The 19580-nt window shown below is 70.5% G+C and carries 22 protein-coding genes; 14 read left to right on the top strand and 8 right to left on the bottom strand.

Annotated features, from left to right (window positions below):
• Positions 1-18: 18 nt before the first annotated feature.
• Complete coding sequence (locus BST44_RS15185; protein WP_083177935.1) at positions 19-1194, bottom strand: glycosyltransferase; 1176 nt, start codon at positions 1192-1194, stop codon at positions 19-21.
• A gap of 186 nt (positions 1195-1380) precedes the next feature.
• Between BST44_RS15185 and BST44_RS15180 the strand changes: the two genes are divergently transcribed.
• Positions 1381-2274 (top strand): chemotaxis protein CheB, encoded by an 894-nt coding sequence (locus BST44_RS15180; RefSeq protein ID WP_083177934.1) that lies wholly within the window; start codon positions 1381-1383, stop codon positions 2272-2274.
• 5 nt (positions 2275-2279) lie between these two features.
• Here BST44_RS15180 and BST44_RS15175 read toward each other — a convergent pair whose 3' ends face one another.
• Genes BST44_RS15175 through BST44_RS15165 form a run of 3 tightly spaced genes read right to left on the bottom strand, consistent with a single transcriptional unit; the run spans position 2280 to position 5964 of the window.
• A complete protein-coding gene (locus tag BST44_RS15175; RefSeq protein ID WP_083177933.1) occupies positions 2280-4121 on the bottom strand; it encodes a CheR family methyltransferase in 1842 nt (613 codons plus the stop codon).
• Between the two features lie 54 nt (positions 4122-4175).
• Positions 4176-4934 carry an STAS domain-containing protein gene (locus BST44_RS15170; RefSeq protein ID WP_083177932.1) on the bottom strand — a complete coding sequence of 253 codons (759 nt, stop codon included), beginning with the start codon at positions 4932-4934 and terminating at the stop codon, positions 4176-4178.
• Positions 4927-5964, bottom strand: coding sequence for a chemotaxis protein CheB (locus BST44_RS15165; RefSeq protein WP_142274510.1), 1038 nt, complete (start codon positions 5962-5964; stop codon positions 4927-4929). Before BST44_RS15165 ends, BST44_RS15170 begins: the two co-directional genes overlap by 8 nt.
• Positions 5965-6101: 137 nt before the next feature.
• On the opposite strand from BST44_RS15165, the gene BST44_RS15160 reads away from it, so the two are divergent.
• The gene (locus tag BST44_RS15160) at positions 6102-6359 is read left to right on the top strand and encodes a DUF7218 family protein (RefSeq protein ID WP_083177930.1); all 258 of its coding nucleotides are present in this window, start codon (positions 6102-6104) and stop codon (positions 6357-6359) included.
• Here the strand turns inward: BST44_RS15160 and BST44_RS15155 are convergent.
• Positions 6353-6946: a nucleotidyltransferase family protein gene (locus BST44_RS15155; RefSeq protein WP_083177929.1), complete on the bottom strand. Its 594-nt coding sequence runs from the start codon at positions 6944-6946 to the stop codon at positions 6353-6355. The two genes, BST44_RS15160 and BST44_RS15155, sit on opposite strands and share 7 nt — an antisense overlap.
• A gap of 105 nt (positions 6947-7051) precedes the next feature.
• Here BST44_RS15155 and BST44_RS15150 point away from each other — a divergent pair, with 105 nt between their 5' ends.
• Genes BST44_RS15150 through BST44_RS15130 form a run of 5 tightly spaced genes read left to right on the top strand, consistent with a single transcriptional unit; the run spans position 7052 to position 10928 of the window.
• A complete protein-coding gene (locus BST44_RS15150) occupies positions 7052-7774 on the top strand; it encodes a glycosyltransferase family 2 protein (protein WP_167380207.1) in 723 nt (240 codons plus the stop codon).
• Complete coding sequence (locus tag BST44_RS15145; protein ID WP_083177927.1) at positions 7771-8712, top strand: acyl-CoA dehydrogenase family protein; 942 nt, start codon at positions 7771-7773, stop codon at positions 8710-8712. Before BST44_RS15150 ends, BST44_RS15145 begins: the two co-directional genes overlap by 4 nt.
• 7 nt (positions 8713-8719) lie before the next feature.
• Positions 8720-9493 carry a PIG-L deacetylase family protein gene (locus BST44_RS15140; protein ID WP_083177926.1) on the top strand — a complete coding sequence of 258 codons (774 nt, stop codon included), beginning with the start codon at positions 8720-8722 and terminating at the stop codon, positions 9491-9493.
• On the top strand, positions 9490-10116 hold the full coding sequence (locus BST44_RS15135; RefSeq protein WP_244184825.1) for an SAM-dependent methyltransferase: 627 nt from the start codon (positions 9490-9492) through the stop codon (positions 10114-10116). The genes BST44_RS15140 and BST44_RS15135 overlap by 4 nt, the downstream gene beginning before the upstream one ends.
• Before the next feature lie 47 nt (positions 10117-10163).
• Complete coding sequence (locus BST44_RS15130; RefSeq protein ID WP_083177924.1) at positions 10164-10928, top strand: endonuclease/exonuclease/phosphatase family protein; 765 nt, start codon at positions 10164-10166, stop codon at positions 10926-10928.
• Positions 10929-10940: 12 nt separating this feature from the next.
• Here the strand turns inward: BST44_RS15130 and BST44_RS15125 are convergent, their stop codons facing one another.
• Together BST44_RS15125 and mbp1 are read right to left on the bottom strand one after the other, a co-directional pair.
• Positions 10941-11252, bottom strand: a complete 312-nt coding sequence (locus tag BST44_RS15125) for a DUF3349 domain-containing protein (RefSeq protein WP_083177923.1) — start codon at positions 11250-11252, stop codon at positions 10941-10943.
• A 150-nt stretch (positions 11253-11402) separates the two neighbouring features.
• Positions 11403-11639: a microaggregate-binding protein 1 gene (gene mbp1 / locus BST44_RS15120; RefSeq protein WP_083177922.1), complete on the bottom strand. Its 237-nt coding sequence runs from the start codon at positions 11637-11639 to the stop codon at positions 11403-11405.
• Between the two features lie 186 nt (positions 11640-11825).
• Between mbp1 and BST44_RS15115 the strand changes: the two genes are divergently transcribed.
• The 6 genes from BST44_RS15115 to BST44_RS15090 all read left to right on the top strand — a co-directional run bounded on the left by BST44_RS15115 (position 11826) and on the right by BST44_RS15090 (position 17588).
• Positions 11826-12665, top strand: coding sequence for an SDR family oxidoreductase (locus BST44_RS15115; RefSeq protein ID WP_083177989.1), 840 nt, complete (start codon positions 11826-11828; stop codon positions 12663-12665).
• A 227-nt stretch (positions 12666-12892) separates the two neighbouring features.
• Positions 12893-13300, top strand: coding sequence for an STAS domain-containing protein (locus BST44_RS15110; RefSeq protein ID WP_083177921.1), 408 nt, complete (start codon positions 12893-12895; stop codon positions 13298-13300).
• A 259-nt stretch (positions 13301-13559) separates the two neighbouring features.
• The gene (locus BST44_RS15105) at positions 13560-13958 is read left to right on the top strand and encodes a heme-binding protein (protein ID WP_083177920.1); all 399 of its coding nucleotides are present in this window, start codon (positions 13560-13562) and stop codon (positions 13956-13958) included.
• Positions 13959-14077: 119 nt separating this feature from the next.
• Positions 14078-15133 (top strand): DNA topoisomerase IB, encoded by a 1056-nt coding sequence (locus tag BST44_RS15100; protein WP_083177919.1) that lies wholly within the window; start codon positions 14078-14080, stop codon positions 15131-15133.
• 249 nt (positions 15134-15382) lie between these two features.
• A complete protein-coding gene (locus BST44_RS15095; RefSeq protein WP_083177918.1) occupies positions 15383-16351 on the top strand; it encodes a glycosyltransferase in 969 nt (322 codons plus the stop codon).
• Between the two features lie 16 nt (positions 16352-16367).
• Positions 16368-17588 carry a glycosyltransferase gene (locus tag BST44_RS15090; RefSeq protein WP_083177917.1) on the top strand — a complete coding sequence of 407 codons (1221 nt, stop codon included), beginning with the start codon at positions 16368-16370 and terminating at the stop codon, positions 17586-17588.
• 22 nt (positions 17589-17610) lie between these two features.
• Here the strand turns inward: BST44_RS15090 and BST44_RS15085 are convergent, their stop codons facing one another.
• Positions 17611-18489, bottom strand: coding sequence for a glycosyltransferase family 2 protein (locus BST44_RS15085; RefSeq protein WP_083177916.1), 879 nt, complete (start codon positions 18487-18489; stop codon positions 17611-17613).
• Here BST44_RS15085 and BST44_RS15080 point away from each other — a divergent pair.
• On the top strand, positions 18488-19576 hold the full coding sequence (locus BST44_RS15080; RefSeq protein WP_083177915.1) for an NAD-dependent epimerase/dehydratase family protein: 1089 nt from the start codon (positions 18488-18490) through the stop codon (positions 19574-19576). The two genes, BST44_RS15085 and BST44_RS15080, sit on opposite strands and share 2 nt — an antisense overlap.
• The last annotated feature ends 4 nt before the right edge of the window (positions 19577-19580 follow it).

Genomic DNA, 19580 nt, shown 5'->3' with positions numbered 1-19580 from the left:
TGGGCTGTCAATATTGCATCACCGGACTCCCGATGACTGCAAGCGCCTGGATGACCAAACTGGGGCGCTCACCTGGCGGTAGATGTTCAGGCAGTCGAGGGCGATCCGGTCCCAGGCGTAGCGGGACAGCGCGCGGCTGCGACCGGCCGAGCCCATGCTCTCGCACTGAAAGCTCTGCGCGAGCAGGCTTCTCAACGTGGTGGACAGCCGCCGGGGGGACCCCGGCGACAGCACCAGCCCGGTGACGCTGTCCACCACGGCGTCGTTGAGTACCCCGACGCCGAAAGCCACCACCACCACGCCACAGGCCATCGCCTGGAGCACCGTCGTCGCGCGGGGCGGCCGCCGGGGCGTGCACGCGACCACGTCGGCGGAGCGCAGCAGCATGGGCAGTTCATCATCGGTGACCGTGCCCGCGAACCGGACCCGGTCGGCCACCCCCAGCCCGGCGGCGAGCTGTCGCAGCCGGGCGCGCGCCTCGTCGTGGGCCCGGTTGGTGGGTTTGGTCTCCGCGATCACCAGCTCCGCCGCCGGAACCCGGGGCAGGGCGCGGATGACGATATCGAAACCGTTGCCGGGCAGCGGGTTCGGCGCGATGCAGAGCACGCGGTGCAGGTCGGTGCGGGCGAGCGCCGGGCCGTTGGAGGTGTACAGCTCGACGTCGACGCCACTCGTCAAAGCGGACACGCGGGTCCGGCTGCGGCGCAGCCGGCTCAGTGCGTCGACGTCGTCGGTGCTCTCGCCGGTCACCCATGTCGCGCTGCGGGCCAGCAACGGTTCGATGCGAAGCCGCTCGCTCTCCGGTGGCGCTGCGCCGGCGAACCCGCATGTGCTGGCCAGTCCCAGGAAACTCTGGACGGTCGGCACGTCCTGGCGCCGCGCGGCCAGTTGGGCCGCCAGACCGCCGAGCCAGCCGTACGCGTGCACGACGTCGGGCTTCTCGGCCGCCCACTCACGCGCCAGCGCGCCCGCCCAGTCGCCGACGTACGGCAGCACGTCCGCGGCTGACTTTGCCGCGCTGGGACCGGCGGGCACCGTGACGGTGCGGTGGCCGGCGGAGTGCGTTCCCGCAGGTCGGCCGCCCTTGCGCCGGACGAACCCGGTGACCTCGTGGCCGTGGTCCGCGAGCGCGGCGCACAGTTGCTGTGGGTCGTCATCGACGATGTCGTCGCCGCTGACGATCGCAATCCTCACTTCAAACCCCCTTGCGTCGCCCTTGGCGTGGGTGCGTACCCCGCCCCGTATCGGCGAAACTGCGGCACCGCAGCCACTTCGCCCCCGGGGGAACCATTTCGCATTTCGGATAACCCGGGAGGACCCCGACGACAAGGGATCGCTCGCGGGACTGTGGCGCGGCCGCCGCTTTGGAAGACTGGAGGGGTGGCGAACGGCGCGCGACGGCACGTCGTCGAGCTGGTGATCCTGCTGGCGTCGGCGGGTGGCTTGGACGCCCTGTCGACGGTCCTGGGTGACCTGCCGGCCGAGTTTCCGGCCGCCGTCGTCGTTCAGCAACACCTCGGCGATCACGACAGCGTGCTGCCCACGATTCTTCGCCGGCACACCGCCCTGGGGGTCGGGTGGGCGCGCGACGGTCAGACGCTGGCCCCGGGGTGGGCGGTGGTCTGTCCGCCGGGCATGGATCTCGAGCTGACGCCGGACGGCCGCTGCCACCTGCGCGCGATGAGCGGGCGCGGGGTGCGGCGCTTCGACGTGCTGCTGCGCTCGGTAGCCGCATCGTACGGAGCGCGCAGCGCGGCGGCGGTGTTGTCGGGGTCGGGGCAGGACGGGGCGGCGGGCACCGCGGCGATGAAGCGGGCCGGCGCCATCGTCGTCGCGGAGAGCCCGGCCACGGCGCGGTACCCGTCGATGCCGGTGGCGGCCGCGCGGGCGGGGGCCGACCTGGCCTTGCCGGTTCACGAGATCGGCCGCGTCCTGGCCGACATCGTCGCGGGCGCGCCGCTGCCTGAGCCGTTGCCCGAACCGCCGCCGGGCGCGCGCGGCGGGCAGCCGGCAACCGACGAAGACAGCGGCGCGGGGACTCCGGCCAACCAGAGGCCGCCGTGCGACGACCTGGTCAACACCGCGGCGTGCCGCGCCGAACTCGCCGGGATGCGCGCCGCCGAACTCAGCCGCAGGCGCGACGACCTCTCCTCGGGGTTCGGCGCCACCGCCCAGACGGTGGCGACGGCGCGGCGCCGGGCCGCCGAATCGCGACGCCGCGCGCAGCTGGCCCACCAGGCGGCCGAGGAGGCGGCCGCGCGGTGGGGGCACTGAGCGGTTTAGCTCACCACGTCCATCAGCAAAAGCGCGCCCCCGACGGCACCCTCCCTCGACCGGAACGGCGTGCACGTGATCCGCACCCGCGCCGGCCGCCCGCGCCGGTTGACGGCGTCCACCTCCGTCTCACCGGAGCTGTCGGCGTCCACGAACGCGTTGCCGATCAGCGGACGCACGGTGTCCAGGGACAGGCCGATGTCCAGGGCGGTCAGGCTGATGCCGATCGCCTCGTCGGCGCGCAGCCCCCAGAGCTCCTCGCAGCCGCGGTTCCACAACGTCACCTTCATCTCGCGGTCCACCACGGCCATCCCCATGCCCACGGAGTAGATCAGCGAATCCAGAAAGTCCTTCGCCTCGTCGAGCTCCAGGCTGCGTTCCCGGAGCATGTCGTTGATGGTGTGCAATTCGTCGTTGGTGGACTGCAGTTCCTCGTTCATCGTCTCTAGTTCTTCGTTGGTGGACTGCAATTCCTCGTTGGTGGTCTCGAGTTCCTCCACCGTGGACTGCAGTTCCTCGTTGGTGGTCTCGAGTTCCTCGTTGGTGGACTGCAGTTCCTCGTATGCCGCCTCGAGCTGGCGGTTGGTTTGCACCACCTTGTCCAGCAGGGCGCGTGTCGCGCTGACGTCGAAGAACACGATCGACACACCGAGCAACCCGTTCTCGGCGTCGACGAGCGGATTGACGTGGATCTCGAACCACACCGTCTCGGCGCCCGGCCGCTGCCATTTGACGTCCTGGATCCGCGCCGAGCGCCGCTCCACCTTGGCCTGCTCCAGATAGGCGCGCAGCTCCACCGGGCGGTAGGACACTTCCAGGTCGCGCAGCAGCCGGCCGATGTCGCGAGCCGAGAGCCCGAACAAACTCTCGGCCTGCTGGTTGATCATGGCGACGGTGTCCTCGCCGGTGACCACGATCTGGGCTACCGGGCTGGCGCGAAATGCCAAGTCGCGCACCGTCATCAAGCCCGTAAGGTCCACGTTGCGTTCGTAGAACGCCCCGGCGGGATCGTAGCGCTCCACGCCGGTGTGGCTCCCGATCGCCTTGCGGAAGATCCGGTGTTTCAGATTCAACGGGGTGAACCGGTCGCCGTGGCTGAGCAGCATCTCGGCGCGTCCCAGGAACAGCGTGCCCTGCGGCGCCAGGGCGAAGTGCAGGCGGCCCAACACGTTTCGCTGGGTCTCGGCGTTGAGGTACATCAACGTGTTCCGGCACACGAGCAGGTCGACGCGGGAGATGGGGGCGTCCTTGACCATGTCGTTGCGGCCGAAGATCACCGCGCGTCGCAGGTCTTTGTGAAAGACGTAGCGGCCGTTGACCTGTTCGAAGTAGCGCGCCAGCAGCTCGGCCGGCACCCCCTCGACGGCCTTGGCGTCATACGACGCGGCGCGCGCCTCGGTCAGCGCGTCCTCGTCGATGTCGGTGGCGTAGATCTTGACCCGCTGGCGGAACGCCTCGGGCCCCAAAGCCTCGGCGAGCAGCATGGCCAGCGTGTAGGCCTCCTCTCCGGACGCGCATCCCGCACTCCATACCCGGATCGGGTCGGCCGGACCGCGCTCGGCGAGCATCCGGGGGATGACTTCGGAGCTGACGTATTCCCAGGCGTCGGCATCACGGAAGAAGGCGGTGACGTTGATCAGGATGGTGTTGAAGAGCGCGGCGAACTCCTCGGAACTCGCCTGCAGGAAATCGAGGTATTCCTCGAAGGTGCTGTAGCCCGCCTGATCCATCCGGTGGCGGACACGGCGCATCAGCGACGTGCGCTTGTAGCCGGTGAAGTCGAAGCCGCGAGAGTCCCGCATGTAGCACAGCAGGGCCTCGAAAGCCTCGTCAGTCGTCCCGTCCATTCATGTCCCGTCCAGATCCAGCAGGGCCGAAGGACTTGAACACTACTCGCGACGTCAGAATCGGTTCTCGCGACCGACCAATGCCCAGACCGTCTTGCCCGACGACGTCGGGGTGGCGCCCCAGGCTCGGCACAGTGCGGATACGAAGGCGAGCCCGGACACGATTTCGGCGCCGCGCGCGGCGTCCTCGTGCCGACCCGGCAACCGGTTGCTGCAATCCTCCACCGCGACGGTGACGTCGTCCCGGTAGCTTTCGACGATCAGCACCGGCGCGCTCTCGGTGTGGTCGAGGACGTTCTCGACAAAGACGGTGGCCACCGTGGACGCGATGGGAATCACGTCGCGGCTGTCCCATGCGGTGAGCCAGTCGGTGACCGCGGCGCGGGCGAGGGTGACGGTGCCCGGCGAGCGCGGAAGTTCGGTGCGCGCCCGCCGCCGGACGTGTGACGAGCCGCTGTGCGCGGCGCGCAGCGCCGACTCACGGCCGGGGTGGACCGGCACATACCGGGCCACGCCGGCCGCGGTGATCGCCCGTCGCACCTGCGGCGCCGAGCACACCAGCAGGATGGGGACGTCCGGCCAGATGCTGACGTGCCAGCGGGCGCTGGTGAATACCGTCCAGGCCGTCGCCGTCGGCACGGCGAGCCGGTCGACGTCGACGATCACCGCGCGAGGCTCGTCGAGGGCGGCCTTGATGACCGTGTCGCGCAGGCCCCGGTAGGTGGAGCTGTCAAGCACCCCGTCGGCCACCAGGATCGGCACGTCGTGCTGCGCGTGCGTAGCGACGCGAATAGCCGACCACGGCTCAGCCATCGGAACCACCGCGGCCAGGCCCGCCGCTGGACAACCGGTCGCTGAGCACCCTCAGCGCCCGCTCGGTTTCGTCGGCGAGGCCGGTATAACGGCGATTGAGCACACCCGGCCCCGCCTTCTCCGCCAGTTGTCGCGCCAACCGGGCCTTCTCCTGCAGGCTGCGAAGCGCCACCCACAGCGCGCCCTCGACCTCGTCGTCCCGCGCGGCGAGCAACGGGCCGGCCGTCCAGGCGTGACCCACCTGGCAGCGGAAGTTGCCCTCGCTGATGGACACCAGCGAGCCCTTGCAGTCCGGGCAGCTGTATCCCGACGGGACGCCCAGCTGTTGGGTGTCGAAGTCGGTCGCGAATCGTGACATCGTCGCGATCCGGTTCTCGAGTTCCATGGCTGCGTCGCGCTTCATCTTCGGATCATTCGGCTCGTGGTGCGACAGCTCTTTGAGGAGCATGCCGATCTTGGCGGCCGCGGCCTCCCGAACGAGCACGCCGGCATCGCGCGCGTTGTTCGGCAGCGCGGGAAACAGCGCGTCCTCGGACGACTGGCCGATGGTGGTGCCGCCGCGCGAGCGGATCGCTCCCAGGCCCAGCACGCCGTCGTCGAGCACCCCCGAGAGCAGGACACCGATCGCGTGGGGGCCGAATGCCAGCGCCACGGAGCGAAACATCGCGTTGATGGCGGGCCGGTGCCCGTTCTCGGTCGGGCCCTGCGACAGCACCACCCGGTGGTCGTCGACCATCAGGTGGCGATCTGGCCGGGCGACGTAAATCCGTGCCGGTTCGAGCGCAACGCCGTCTTCGGCCGCGACGGCGGGCAGCGGCCCGCTCCGGTCGACGATGCGGGCCAGGAAGCTCGGCGCATCTGCGGGAATGTGCAGCGTCAACAGGTAGGCGTAGGGCACGTCGGCTGACAACCCCGCTGCCAGCCTGGACAGGGCGTCCACCCCGCCGGCGGAGGCGCCGATCGCCACCACGCCGCGCAGCTCGCCGTTTTCGCTCTTCGCTGTGATCACCACCCCGACGACTACCCGCATCAATGCTAGGTAACCCACCAGGCGATGGATAGCGCCCGGGCGAAGACTTGGGTTTTCACCACCACCCGCGCGGGCACCCTAACCGGGACGCCAGGGATGTCTCATCGCGACAGGAAGCGCGACAGGAAGGATGGACCATGCCGAATTCGTCGATCAAGAACGAGAAGTTGTACGAGGACCTGCGCAAGCAGGGCGACTCCAAGGAGAAGGCGGCCCGGATCTCCAACGCGGCCGCCGCGCGGGGCAAGTCCTCGGTGGGGCGCAAGGGCGGCAAGTCCGGCTCCTACCAGGACTGGACGGTTCCCCAGCTGAAGAAGCGTGCGAAAGAGCTTGGCATGTCCGGCTACTCGAGCCTGACGAAGGACAAACTGGTCGCCAAGCTGCGCAATCACTGATCCGTGAGGCACTGACCCGTGAGGCCGAGCCGTTCGACCAGCACGAGGAACGCGACCGCGTAGTCGTTGTCGGCGGTCAGCGCCCGGATCCGCTCCCAGTCCAGCCGTTCGCGGACGGCGCGCACGGCCGGCAGCAGCTTGGCGAAGTCGCAGTGGTGCTCCCCCAGGGCACGCAGTTGCTGGATGAGCACCATCGTCGGCGGCAGCACGGGCATCCGGACCGCGAGCACGTCGTGCTGCTCGGCGCAGTCCAGGGTCGACGGCTCCACCCGCACGCCGTTGAGGCGGTGCAGAACGTCGACCACCGTATCGCCGGTGCGCGCCTTGAACAGCCAATCCTCCGGGGGCCTTTCTACGGCGAAGCCGGCGTCGGTGAGGGTGGCCACGGCGTCGTCCACGTCGGATTCGGCCACCACCAGGTCGACATCGTGGGTGGGTTCGGGCGCGCCGTAGGCCCACAATGCGTAGCTGCCGGCCAGCGCGAAGCGCGGCCCGTTCTCCTTCAGCGCCGACGCCGCGCCCCGCAGTGCGTGCCGCAGCCGCGTGCTGGGCGGGGGCGCGTCGGCGTGGGTCTCGATGGGTGCCATGGTGCATTGGTCATACCCCGCCGTCGGCCGGTGCAACCTGCGCGGATGCGGTGTCCGGGTTGGTAAGCCCGTTTAACTTGCGGGCAATCGGGCAAATCTTTCGTAGTGTCAACCGCTTGGCTACGCGCCTACGATGCCGCCGCAGTCGTGATACCCGCCCACAACGAGCGGGCGAAGCTGCCTGACTGCCTGCGCGCGGTCCTCACCGCGGGCCTCTGCGCACCCGTTCCGGTCACCGTCGTGGTCGTGCTCGACGACTGCGACGACGGCAGCGGCGAATTGGCCGGCGAGTACGGGCCCGACGTGCATTTCGTCAGCGTCGACGCCCACAACGTCGGCACCGCGCGCGCGGTCGGATTCGGCTACGCGCGGTCGCTTTTCGGGGAAGCCAGGTGCTGGTACGCCACCACCGACGCCGACAGCCGCGTCGACCCCGACTGGCTGGTGCATCAGTTGAACGTCGGCGCAGACATGGTCCTGGGCGTCGTGCGGGTGACCGACTGGCGGCTGCACGGCGCCGACGTCGTCGACCGCTATCTGCTGCGCTACCACGCCGACCCGATCACCGGCGAGACCGAGCACGAACACGTTCACGGGGCCAACATGGGCTTCAGCGCGCGTGCCTACTGGCGGGTCGGCGGCTTTCGCGCGCTGGCCTCCGGCGAGGATGTCGACCTGGTCCAGCGATTCGAGGCCGCCGGTTACCGTATCCATCGCGACACCGAACTCTCCGTCATCACGTCGGCGCGAACCCAGGCTCGGGCGCCACACGGGTTCGCTCACCACCTCAGGCAACTGGGGAGATCGGCGGCGGGTGATTGCACGTGACGGCGGGGTTGGTCAGGCACTGGCTGGAGTCGGGACGACTCGAGCTGCCACTGCCCGCCTCCGGGCGCACCGCCGAACGCTGGCAACGCCTGGCCTCGCTGGCCGAGGAGGACATCGTGGCGGCCCGGGTCGCCGAAGCGCACGTCGACGCGGTCGCGATACTTCACGAATTGGGCGGTAAGCCACCGGAATCCGGCCAGCTCTGGGGTGTTTGGGCAGCCGAGGCGCCCGATGCGGTGCTGACGGCGACCGACGTGGGCGGCGCGTTCACCCTGACGGGCACGAAGGTGTGGTGCTCGGGCGCAGGGTTCTGCACCCACGCACTGGTGACCGCGAGGCTCGAGGACGGAACGCGGGGCCTGTTCGCCGTGCAGGTGACCGACGCCAGCGTCAAGCCGTTGCCCAGCACCTGGTGGAACGCCGGCATGGCGGGCAGCGACACCCGGCCCGTGCAGTTCACCAACACCCACGCCGTCGCCGTGGGTGATCCCGGTGATTATCTGGACAGGCCGGGGTTCTGGCACGGCGCCATCGGGGTGGCCGCCTGCTGGATCGGGGGCGCGCGCCGCGTCGCCGACCCCCTGTACCGCTGCGCCAGAAGCGAATCCGCTGACGCTTATTCGTTGGCACACCTCGGCGCCGTGGACGCCGCGCTGGCCGCGGGCGACGCGATCCTGGCCGCGGCGGCCGCGCAGGTCGACTCCGACCCGTTCGACCGGACCGGCACGGCGCAGCTGCTGGCGCGCCGCGTCCGCACCGTCGTGGAACACGCGGTCGACGAGGCCATCACCCGCACCGGCCGCGCGCTGGGACCGGGTCCACTCTGCCAGGATGGCCGGCACGCCCAGCGCGTCGCCGACCTGAGCATCTATATCCGGCAGAGCCACGCCGAGCGCGACCTCGCCGAGCTCGGGCAGCTCGCCGGCCGCCAGCACTGAGGACGCCGTGAGAACCGCGCCGACCAGCAACAGTGCCCGGTTCGCGGCCAAGCCGCTGACCTATGGCGGAACTCCGGCGCCGTTGTGGCTGGCCGCTTTCGAGCGCAGCCCCCTGCCATTGCTGGATCTGGCGCGGTGCCGGCGCCTGATCGTCGTGGCGCCTCACCCGGACGACGAGACCCTCGGCCTGGGGGCGACGATCGCACAGCTGATCGCGTCCGGCGTCGACGTCCGCGTGGTGTCGGTGAGCGACGGCGGCGCCGCCCAGCCCGGGGCGACGCTGTCCGGTCGGCTTCGGCTGTCGACGACTCGTCGCTACGAACTACGCAGGGCCGCAGGCGTTTTGGGTGTCCCTCCCCCGACGCGGCTGGGCATGCCCGACGGCGAGCTCGGCGACCACGAGGATCGGCTCACCGGGGCCCTGACCGAAATTCTGGGGGCCGCCGGCCCCGGCGCCTGGTGCGCCGCCACCTGGCGGGGCGACGGCCATCCCGACCACGAAGCCGTCGGGCGCGCGGCGGCGGCGGCATGCCAGCGCACCGGCGTCGCGCTGCTGGAATACCCGGTCTGGATGTGGCATTGGGCCGCCCCCGCGGACCCCGTGGTGCCGTGGGACCGCGCCCACTCGGTCCCCGCACCGGGCTGGGCCGTGAACCGCAAACGCCAAGCCGCGCAATGCTACCGGAGCCAGTTACGGCCCGGCCGCGGCGAAACCCCGCCCGTATTACCGCCGTTCGTCGTGCAGCGGCTGCTCGCCGTGGGCGAGGTGGTGTTCCGGTGACCACCCGGTTGCCCGACGCCTACTTCGACCGGATATACGCCGGCGCCGACGACCCCTGGGCACTCTCGTCGCGGTGGTACGAGCAGCGCAAGTACGCCATCACCCTCGCGCTGCTGCCCGCCCGCCGGTACCGGCACGCCTTCGAACCGGGCTGCTCGATCGGCACGCTGACCGCGCGATTGGCGCGGCGCTGCGACCATGTGACGGCGGTCGACGTCGCCGGCGCGGCGCTGCGCGGCGCGGACGCCCGGTTGCGCCAGGGCGGTTGCCGGGATCGGGTCACGCTGACCCGGTCGTCCTTCGACGCCCCGTGGCCGGACGGGCCCTTCGACCTGCTGGTGCTCAGCGAGGTCGCGTACTACCTGCGTGCCGACGCGCTGGCCGCGGTGCTACGTCGGGAATGTCCCCGGCTGCAAGCGGGCGCGACCGTCGTTGCCGCGCACTGGCGGCACGAGGTGGCCGACTACCCGCTCACCGGCGACGCGGCCCACGCGGTCATCGCGCGCACCCCGGGGCTGCGATCGCTGGGATGCTACGAGGACGCGGACGTCATCGTCGAGGTGTTCGACACCGGCGACGCACGGTCGGTGGCGGCGCGCGAAGGAGTGCCCGGGGCGTGCTGACCCCGCCGCGGGACTGCGCGGGGCCGAAAGTGGGTACGAGACACCGCATGCGCGTGGCGACCTTCAACATCCTGCACGGCCGCACCGTCGGTGACGGGGTGGAACTGCAGCGGCTGCGGGACTGCGTGCGCCGCCTCGATCCCGACGTGCTCAGCCTGCAGGAGGTCGACTGCGATCAGCCGCGCTCGGAGCGCGCGGACCTCACCGCGGTGGCGGCCGAAGCCATGGGAGCCGTGGAACACCGGTTCGTGGCCGCCATCTCCGGCACACCCGGCGCGACATGGATGGCCGCCACCGGTCGCGAACAACCCGGCACCGCGGCCTACGGCATCGCGCTGCTGTCGCGCTACCCGGTGGCCAGCTGGCAGGTGGTGCGGCTGCCCCGCATTCCGATGCGCTTTCCGATGTACCTGCCCGGGCCCAACCGGGTGATGGTCGTCGACGAAGAGCCGAGGGCGGCGGTCATCGCGCAGCTGCGCACCCCGACGGGCGGGCTGACCGTGGCCAACACGCACCTCTCCTTCGTGCCGGGCTGGAATCGGCGCCAGCTGCGCCGGCTGGTCCACGACCTGCGCGGCTTCCCCGGGCCGCGGCTACTGACCGGGGACCTCAACATGACACCGAAGACGGTGCGCCGCTGGTCGGGCATGCGCGCGTTGGCGTCCGCGGTGACTTTCCCGGCGGACGCCCCCGACCGCCAGCTCGATCACATCCTGACCGACGACCGCCGCCTGCGCGGCGGCGCCGTGGCGGCCGAGCCCATGGGGATCTCCGACCATCGGCCCCTGGTCGTCGACCTCGAACACGCGTGACTGTCCCCGCGCTCAGGCGCGGCGGCGTCCCGCCCAACCCATCCCGCTCAGCCGGCGGCGCACACGGTCGATTTCATCCACCGAGGGCAGCCGGTCGGTGACCCGGGTGATCTCCACCCCGACGTCGACGGTCGTGATGGAGGGACCCGTGATCGAGGGACGCTTGGGCGCGAGCAGCTTCGTGGCGATGGTGGTGACCTCTTCGTCGGACACCCGTCGCGGCAACAGCGCCAGCAGCGGCGCGTAGCCGACAGCGGGCGCCCCACTCGGGTAGCCCGCGCGCAGGAACGCGACCATGCTCGCGACCCGATCGGTCAGGCCCATCCTCCACCTCGCTCATCCACCGCTGACGGTTCTCGCCAGGAATAGCCGGACGTCGCGGTTTGAAACCCCGCCGGCGGCGCGGGCAAAAAGGGGGACGCAAAAAAGGGGGCCCGGCCCCGAACCGGGACCGGACCCCTTTCCACCAACGAACTACTGGTTTTCCTTCTGACGCTCTTCGGCGGCCTCCGCGCCGGCCCGCGCGGACTCGGCTTCGGCCTCCTTCTTGCCGGCGTCACGCTGAGCGTCGGCCTTGTCCTGCTGGGCCTGACCCTCCTCGACCAGATCGTCGCGGCCCAGCGCGGCCCCGCCGACCTCTTTCACCTTGCCCTTGACGCCCTCGACGGCGCCCTGCACCGCTTCCTGCGGCCCGCTCTTGTCATCCCCCATGGGTCGACCTCCCTCTGGTTTTTGTGCCTCTGGTTTTGTGCAACTCGCCTCTACGGCTTTCCCGCCGTCCGAGCCGCCAAACCGCTTCCGGCGGTGTGCGCGCAATCACGGGGGATCGGTTTCCACCGAACCCCGACCGTTTGAACCGACGGCGGCTGGGTAGTAATGATCGACCAACGAAAGCGGGTGAGGCGTCTGACCACCATCGCCGTCGTCGGGGCGACCGGCACAGCGGGATCCCGCGTCGTCGCGAGGCTCAAGGCGCGCGACGTCGCGGTGGTCGAGGTTTCCCGCGAACACGGAATCGATCTGCTCAGCGGGGAGGGGCTGTACCGCGCGTTCAAGGGAGTCGACGTCGCGATCGACGTGTCCAACCCCGTGCCGGACGACGGACAGCCCACCATCGCCGAGGCTTTCATCACCGCCTCGCGCAACCTCATGGGCGTGTGCGCCGCGCGGGAGGTCCAGCGGGTGGTGGTGTCGACGCTGGCCGGCATCGACGACCCGGCGTTCGACGGCCTGCCCTTCTTCGAGGCCAAGCGGGCGGCGAAAGAAATCCTGCTCGACGGCCCCGTCCCGACCACGGTCGTGAAGTCCACCCCGTGGTACGAATCCGCCACCGGCCCCACGGGGCCGGTGAATTGTGACGGGGACGAGGTGATCGTGGAGGACTGGCTGATTCAGCCCATCGCGGCCGACACCGTCGCCGACGTCCTGGTGGAGACGGCCCTGGGCCAGACGCACTCGCCGCGCACCATCACCGGCCCCGACGCCATCCGGCTACCCGAACTGACCTCGAAAGTGCTTGCCCGGCAGGGCGACAGCCGTAGGGTGCGAACGGTGCAGCCGGCCGTTCCCGGGCTCGCCGCCGGGGCGCTGCTGGCCCCCGAACGCGCGGTGGTCGTCGGCCCCGGCGTCGAGACGTGGCTGCGGTCACTGCCGCCGGCGGCCACCGACGGCCACGGCAAGGATGGCAGCGAAGGCGCCGACGCGCCGGTGCACCACCCGGACTTCTCCCGGATCTGAGCGGCCGTCGCGGGGCCAGGAAACGAAGAGTTGTCCGCTGCGCCGGGCTGAATCCGCTGGTGGCGATGGCTCCTCGACCGGGCGCCCCGCGCGAGCGAAGTCATTCCCGCCCGCCGACGGCCGCATAGGGCTATGGTCACCTCAGGTTGAATCCACAGCTGCCCTCTTGCGAGCGGCCGTGGGCGTCGGTCGCTCACCACTGACCACGACACCCGACGGGCGACGACATGACTGCTCAACCGTACCGAGTCGAAAAGCGACTCCACTGCTATCAAATCGATTGCGCCGGTGCGCAACTGGACGTGCAAGCGCACGCCCTCGCCACCGTGCTGCGCGTCCAGGGCGAGATCGACGCGTCCAACGCCGACCTCGTCGCCCAGGCCATCCGCCGCTTCGTGCGGTTGCGGGCGCCACTGATCCTCGACCTCAGGCGCGTGGAGTACCTCGGCAGCGCGGGCCTTCGGGCGCTGCTGCTCGTCCAGGAGGAGTGCCAGGTCGCGCGTTTGCACTGCAGCGTCGTCGGCGGTGTCGCGCTGCGGCGGCTCACCCGCCTGGTGACCGGCCTCGGCTTGCCCCTGGTCGATTCCGTCGCCGAGGCGCTCCAGCTCATCCAAGGGTCTAAGCAACGGCGTTGAATCCACATCACGATTCCGTCACGATCTTGCTGGCGATTCGTTAAGAACCGGCCTGCTTTCCTTAAGAATTCTCAACGTCGCCGACCGTATTTGACCATTCGCTTAGTGAACGGCCCCGTTCCGTGGCCGTAATGGCGGTTTGGCGGTCCCCCGTTCGTCGTGAGCGAACACCGCCACTTTCCGCTTCAGCTACTTTGGTTTTCGAGGATCGGGAGCCTCTCTTGAAGAACCACATCACATTTCGAAGGACACATTGATCATGAAAATCAGCAGTATTGTCGCGCGCCGGCGACTGGCCGGCATCAGCGCCGGCTGCCTGCTCGGGGGGATCACCATGGGTGTCGTCGGGGCGCCGACGGCGGCCGCGGCGCCCGACTGCAGCCCCGGCGGCGTGCACGCCACCGTCTCGTCCGTGCAGGGCTCGGCCGAGCAGTACCTGGCGGCGCACCCGGCTGCCAACCAGGTGGTCACGGCGGCCTACGGCCAGCCGCGGCCCGAGGCCGCGGCGAACCTGCGGGGCTACTTCACGGCCCATCCGCAGGAGTACTACGACCTGCGCGGCATCCTGGCGCCGATCGGCGACACCGAACGGCAGTGCAACGTCCAGGCCCTGCCGCCGACCCTGGAGTCGGCCTACCAGGAGTTCATGGCCGGCTGATTCGCGCCGCGAGAGAAAAGCGACCCGCCACGGCGCCGTGGCGGGTCGCTTCTTTTCACGTGTGAACGGTTCTCGCGGCGGGTAGTTGTCCGGTCAGCGAACGTGACTGGAGGGAAAAGATGCGGCTGCGTCGCAGCGTTCTCACCAAGCCCGGCATCGCGCGCAAGCGCCGGGGCAAGAGTTTTGCGTACTACGCGCCCGACGGAGACCTGGTGTCCGACCCCCACACGTTGCAGCGCATCAAGGATCTGGTCATCCCGCCGGCCTGGAAGAACGTGTGGATCTCGCCGCATGCCAACGGGCACATCCAGGCCGTCGGCGTCGACGCCGCGGGCCGTCGCCAGTACCTGTATCACACCGCGTGGCAGCAGGAACGCGCCGAGGAGAAGTTCGACCGAGTCCTGGAACTGTCCACCCAACTGTCACACTGGCGCGCCGTCATCGCCAAAGACCTGACGCGCAGCGGGTTGACGCGGAAGCGCGTGCTGGCGCTGGCGCTGCGCTTGCTCGACCGCGGATACTTCCGCGCCGGCGGCGAGCAGTACGCCGAGGAACACGAGTCGTACGGACTGGCAACCCTGCTGTGCGAACACGTGGTGGTCCGCCGCCATGCGGTCGAATTCGACTTTCCCGCCAAGAGCGGGGTGCGGCGCACCGTGGAGATCGAGGATCCGGAAGTGGTCCGCGCGGTCCGCGCGCTGATGCGCCGCCCGAACCGCACCGAACGACTGCTGGTGTGCCGCACCGCGTCAGGCTGGATAGACGTGCGTTCCGACGATCTCAACGCGCGGTTCAAGGAACTCGTCGGCGACGAGTACACCGTCAAGGACCTGCGCACCTGGCACGGGACGGTGTTGGCGGCCACCGCCTTCGCCGACGCCGACCCGGCCGTGTCGCGGCGGGTGGCCAAACGCGTGGAGTCCGCCGTCATGAAGGAGGTGGCCGAGGAGCTGGGCAACACCCCGGCCGTGGCCCGCGGCTCCTACGTCGACCCCCGCGTCGTGACCGGATATGAGCAGGGGCTGACGATCGCCGCGGCGACGCGCCGCGCCGAGCGCGCCCGGGACCCGGACGCGGCCCAGGAGATTCTCGACAAGGCGACCCGGATGCTGATCCGGCGGACGGCCAAGGGCCACAGGGCGTCCGGATCGTCGGCGTTGCCCAAGAGCGCGTGAACTCCCGGGCCGGCGACAGGTGTGTGGCAAACCGCTTCTCGCCCGCGGATCTTCGCCGCCCGGCCTTGACACTTCGCTTGACGGACACCGCCCTCGCCCTCGCCGTCGCGCGCGGTGGATTCGGCCCGGCGCGAAACCTTCTGAGCCCCAATGCGCCATGACCCCAGGCGTGTCGGGGAGCCGCGCGACGAAGTGTGTCTTCTCAAAAGGCATCGTTTAACGAAGTACCTATAGGGTATTTCGCCCGCCATGGCTGACCCCGGGCGAGCAAAGAATGTGCTGGTGTGGCACGTCCATGGATCGTGGACGCAGGCGTTCGTCGCGGGACGGCACCGGTATGTGATCCCGGTGGCCGCCGACCGCGGGGAGGGTGGCATCGGACTGGCCGGACGGTCCTGGCCGAACGCGTGCGAGGTGCCCCTCGAGGAGCTGCGGCGCGAGGACATCGATCTCGTTGTGCTGCAACGCCCGCACGAGGCCGGCCTCGTCGCGCGCTGGGCGGGCCGCCGGGCGGGGACCGAGCTGCCGGCCGTCTACGTCGAGCACAACGCTCCCCGCCCGAGCCCCACGCGGAGCCGGCACGTGGTCGCCGACCGGACCGACGTCCCCCTGATCCACGTCACCGATTTCAACCGGCTGATGTGGGACAACGGCCGCGCCCCGACCCGGGTGATCGACCACGGCGTCGCCGACCCGGGCGCCCGCTACACCGGCGACATTCTCCGAGCGGCCACCATGATCAACGAGCCGCTGCGGCGAAACCGCGTCGTCGGCGCCGACCTGCTGGAACCGCTGTCGGCATACGCGCAGATCGACGTGTGGGGCATCGGCACCGAATCGCTGCACGCCAACCGGGGCGGCGTGACCGGCCGCGGGGACGTGGCGGCACCGGAGCTCTGGGACCAGATCGCCCGCAGGCGGGTCTACCTGCACACCGCCCGCTGGACGTCGCTGGGCCTCTCGCTGATCGAGGCGATGTTCCTCGGCATGCCGGTCGTGGCCGTCGGCACCACGATGGCGCCGCTGGTGGTCCCCGGCGAGGCGGGCGTTGTCAGCGCCGACCCCGCCGCGTTGGGGGCGGGCCTGCGCGAATTCATGAACGACCAGGCCACCGCCGCGGCCGCCGGCAAGGCCGCACGCGAATTCGCTTCCGCCCACTTCGGACTCGGCCGCTTCCTCGCCGAGTGGGACCGAGTGATCGAGGAGCAGTGCAGATGACCCGAAGGGAGCACGCATGAGGATCGCGATGATCTCCGAACACGCCAGCCCGCTGGCGCACCTGGGCGGCGTGGACGCGGGCGGCCAGAACGTTCACGTCGCCGAGCTGTCGTCCGCGCTGGCCCGCCGCGGCCACGACGTGGTGGTGTATACCCGCCGAGACGACGCGCGGCTGCCGGAATGCGTCGAGACCGAACACGGCTACCGCGTCGTGCACGTCCCGGCGGGGCCGGCCCGCGTTTTGCCCAAAGACGCACTGCTGCAATACATGTACGCTTTCGCCGAATACCTGGACGCGCGCTGGGTCGCCGATGCCCCCGACGTGGCGCACGGCCACTTCTGGATGTCGGGGGTCGCCACCCAGCGCGCGGCGCGGTCCCACCGCGTTCCGACCGTGCAGACGTTCCACGCCCTGGGCCTTGTCAAGCGATTGCACCAGGGGCTCGATGACACCAGCCCGGATTGTCGCGTCGGCGTCGAGGCCAGGATCGCCCGGGACGCCGACTGGGTCGCGGCCACCAGCACCGACGAGGTCTTCGAGCTGGTCCGGATGGGACGCGCCCGGTCGCGGACGTCCGTGGTGCCGTGCGGTGTGGACGTCGACGCCTTCAACCCGGACGGCCCGAGGGCCCCGCGCGGCGAACGGCCGCGCATCGTGTCGGTCGGGCGGCTGGTGCCGCGCAAAGGTTTTGAGACCCTGATCTCCGCCCTGCCCCGGGTTCCCGACACCGAGCTGGTGGTCGTGGGCGGCCCGGCGCGAGCGGATTTCGCCGACGACCCGGAGGCCCGAGAGCTGCAGCGACTGGCGGCCGAGCTCGGCGTCGCCCACCGGGTGCGGCTGCTCGGCGCGGTCACTCGGCGCGAGATGCCCGCGCTGCTGCGGTCGGCGGACGTGGTGGCCTGCACCCCCTGGTACGAGCCGTTCGGCATCGTGCCGCTGGAGGCGATGGCCTGCGGGGTGCCGGTGGTGGCCACCGCGGTGGGCGGAATCCGCGACACGGTCGTCGACGACGTCACCGGCCGCCTGGTGCCGCCCAAGGACCCGGCCAGGCTGGGTGACGCGATCGCCGCGCTGCTCTCCGATCGTGATCGGCGAACCGCCATGGGCGCGGCAGGGCGCGAACGGGCCCGCGCCCGTTACACGTGGGACCGGGTGGCGGCCGACACCGAGCGCATCTACGAGAAGCTCGCACCGGTGCGGCGCGAAGTCAGCGCGCAGAGCAAGCGCTCCGGGTGATGCTCCCGGATGATATTGTGGCTCAGGCACTTTCCAGGATCCGCAACGACCGCTCGACGTCGTCCGGCAGCCGCCGGCGCTGCCGCAGCGCGACAGGCAGCGCGGCCAGCGCCTCCAGCAACGCCTTCGCGTGGGCGGTGTCACGGGCCGCGGCCCAGGCCAACGCGGCGCCCGCGCGGGCGCACCGGCTTGCGGGCCGGCGCAGGCAGGCGGTCAGCATCGCGTTGCGCACCTCGCGGGCGCGCTGGGCGCTGCTCGACGACCGCGTTTCCGACGGCTGGTGGTACGCCACCAGCGCGGGGCAGAAACACAGCTGCCAGCCCGCCGCGGCCAGGTCCCAGGCCAGCAGGCTCTCCTCGCCGCGGAAGTGCAGGATCGGGCTGAACCCGCCGACCGCCTCGAACGCCGACTTGCGCACCACCGCCGAGCACGCCTGGAAGCCCAGGATCGACGGACCGGGCAGCACCGGGTCCCAGCCGAGCGGACTGCCGGCCAGCCGCCCGACGAACGGGTCGTCGCGCCGCTGCGGCCACAGCACGGTGCGGGCCGCCAATACCGCTACGCTGTCACACCTTTCGAACACCTCCTCGGCGATCGAGGTCGCGTCCGGCGCCCACCACGAATCGTCGTCACAGAATGCGGCGTACGGGGTGCCGCAGCGCGCCACCCCCACGTTGCGCGCGACCGCACCCTCGTTCCGGTTCAGCGGTACGACGGTGACCCGGCCCGCCGAACGCGCCGCGATCCGGGTCGCGGCCCGCACCGAATCGTCGCGGGAGGCATTGTCCACCACGACGATCGGGCACGCACTGGTGTCCAACAGGCGGTCCAGGACCGCGCTGAGCTCATCCGCGCGGTCCCGGGTCGCGATCACGAATGAGGTGAGGGGCTTGGTCGCCATGACTGGTGCAGCTACCCCAGAAGTGCGCGATGAAACGCAGTTTTGCACCGGCGCTGACGGGTATGACAGCTCGGTGCAAGCTCTTTCGCGGGTCCTGATCACCGGTGGCGCCGGGTTCGTGGGCGCCCATCTGTGTGACCGACTGCTCGGCGGCGGCGTGGAAGTGGTCAGCGTCGACGACCTGTCCACCAGCCCGCCGGGCGCGGCGGATCGCTTGGCGGGGCGGCCCGGTTATCGTTTCGTACCACACGACATCTGCGATCCCGCGGTGCTCGACGAGGTCGGCACCGCCTTCGACACCGTGTTTCATCTGGCCTCACCGGCTTCCCCGGTCGACTATCAGCGACGCCCGATCGAGACGCTGCGCGCCGGGTCGGCGGGCACCGCGACCGCGTTGGAGATCGCCGAGCGCGCCGGCGCCCGGTTCGTCCTGGCGTCGACCAGTGAGGTCTACGGCGACCCCGAGGTGCATCCGCAACCCGAAAGTTATGGGGGTAACGTGAATCCGGTCGGTCCCCGCAGCGTGTACGACGAGGCCAAGCGGTACGCGGAGGCCCTGACGTTCGCGTACCGCCGCCTCGGCCGGGTCGACACAGCCGTCGCCCGCATCTTCAACACCTACGGCCCGGGCATGCGCGCCGACGACGGCCGCATGGTTCCGACGTTCTGCCGCCAGGCGCTGCGCAACGAACCGCTGACGGTCTCCGGCACCGGGCTGCAGACCCGGTCGCTGTGCTACGTCGACGACACCGTTGCGGGGCTGATCGAACTGGCGCGCGGTGATTTCGGCGGGCCCGTCAACATCGGGAACCCCGCGGAACTCACCGTGCTGGCGGCCGCCGAGCTGATCCGGGAGCTGGCCGGCGGCACGTCGACCATCCAGTTCATTCCGCCGGCCGAGGACGATCCGCAGCGTCGCTGCCCCGACATCACCGTCGCGCGCGAGCGGCTGGGCTGGCGGCCACACGTCGACTACCGCACCGGGCTCGCCACCACCGTGGCGTGGTTCCGCATCGCGTGTGACGACACCGCCTGCGACGACCCGGACCGGGACCTCGTCTCGGCCGCCGACCAGTTGGCGCATTAGGAGG

Origin of the sequence: Mycobacterium scrofulaceum, assembly GCF_002086735.1 — a bacterium.
In the GTDB taxonomy this organism is placed as follows: Bacteria; Actinomycetota; Actinomycetes; order Mycobacteriales; family Mycobacteriaceae; genus Mycobacterium; species Mycobacterium scrofulaceum.
Note: the sequence above shows the minus strand (reverse complement) of the source record. Positions and strands in the feature narration are given on the sequence as shown.

Bases quoted from the DNA above. Each gene is read 5' to 3' on its own strand.
- BST44_RS15175 (WP_083177933.1), bottom strand. From the start codon at position 4,121: ATGGACGGGACGACTGACGAGGCTTTCGAGGCCCTGCTGTGCTACATG.
- BST44_RS15170 (WP_083177932.1), bottom strand. From the start codon at position 4,934: ATGGCTGAGCCGTGGTCGGCTATTCGCGTCGCTACGCACGCGCAGCAC.
- BST44_RS15165 (WP_142274510.1), bottom strand. From the start codon at position 5,964: ATGCGGGTAGTCGTCGGGGTGGTGATCACAGCGAAGAGCGAAAACGGC.
- BST44_RS15160 (WP_083177930.1), top strand. From the start codon at position 6,102: ATGCCGAATTCGTCGATCAAGAACGAGAAGTTGTACGAGGACCTGCGC.
- BST44_RS15155 (WP_083177929.1), bottom strand. From the start codon at position 6,946: ATGGCACCCATCGAGACCCACGCCGACGCGCCCCCGCCCAGCACGCGG.
- BST44_RS15130 (WP_083177924.1), top strand. From the start codon at position 10,164: ATGCGCGTGGCGACCTTCAACATCCTGCACGGCCGCACCGTCGGTGAC.
- BST44_RS15125 (WP_083177923.1), bottom strand. From the start codon at position 11,252: ATGGGCCTGACCGATCGGGTCGCGAGCATGGTCGCGTTCCTGCGCGCG.
- mbp1 (WP_083177922.1), bottom strand. From the start codon at position 11,639: ATGGGGGATGACAAGAGCGGGCCGCAGGAAGCGGTGCAGGGCGCCGTC.
- BST44_RS15110 (WP_083177921.1), top strand. From the start codon at position 12,893: ATGACTGCTCAACCGTACCGAGTCGAAAAGCGACTCCACTGCTATCAA.
- BST44_RS15105 (WP_083177920.1), top strand. From the start codon at position 13,560: ATGAAAATCAGCAGTATTGTCGCGCGCCGGCGACTGGCCGGCATCAGC.
- BST44_RS15100 (WP_083177919.1), top strand. From the start codon at position 14,078: ATGCGGCTGCGTCGCAGCGTTCTCACCAAGCCCGGCATCGCGCGCAAG.
- BST44_RS15095 (WP_083177918.1), top strand. From the start codon at position 15,383: ATGGCTGACCCCGGGCGAGCAAAGAATGTGCTGGTGTGGCACGTCCAT.
- BST44_RS15090 (WP_083177917.1), top strand. From the start codon at position 16,368: ATGAGGATCGCGATGATCTCCGAACACGCCAGCCCGCTGGCGCACCTG.
- BST44_RS15080 (WP_083177915.1), top strand. From the start codon at position 18,488: ATGACTGGTGCAGCTACCCCAGAAGTGCGCGATGAAACGCAGTTTTGC.
- BST44_RS15085 (WP_083177916.1), bottom strand. From the start codon at position 18,489: ATGGCGACCAAGCCCCTCACCTCATTCGTGATCGCGACCCGGGACCGC.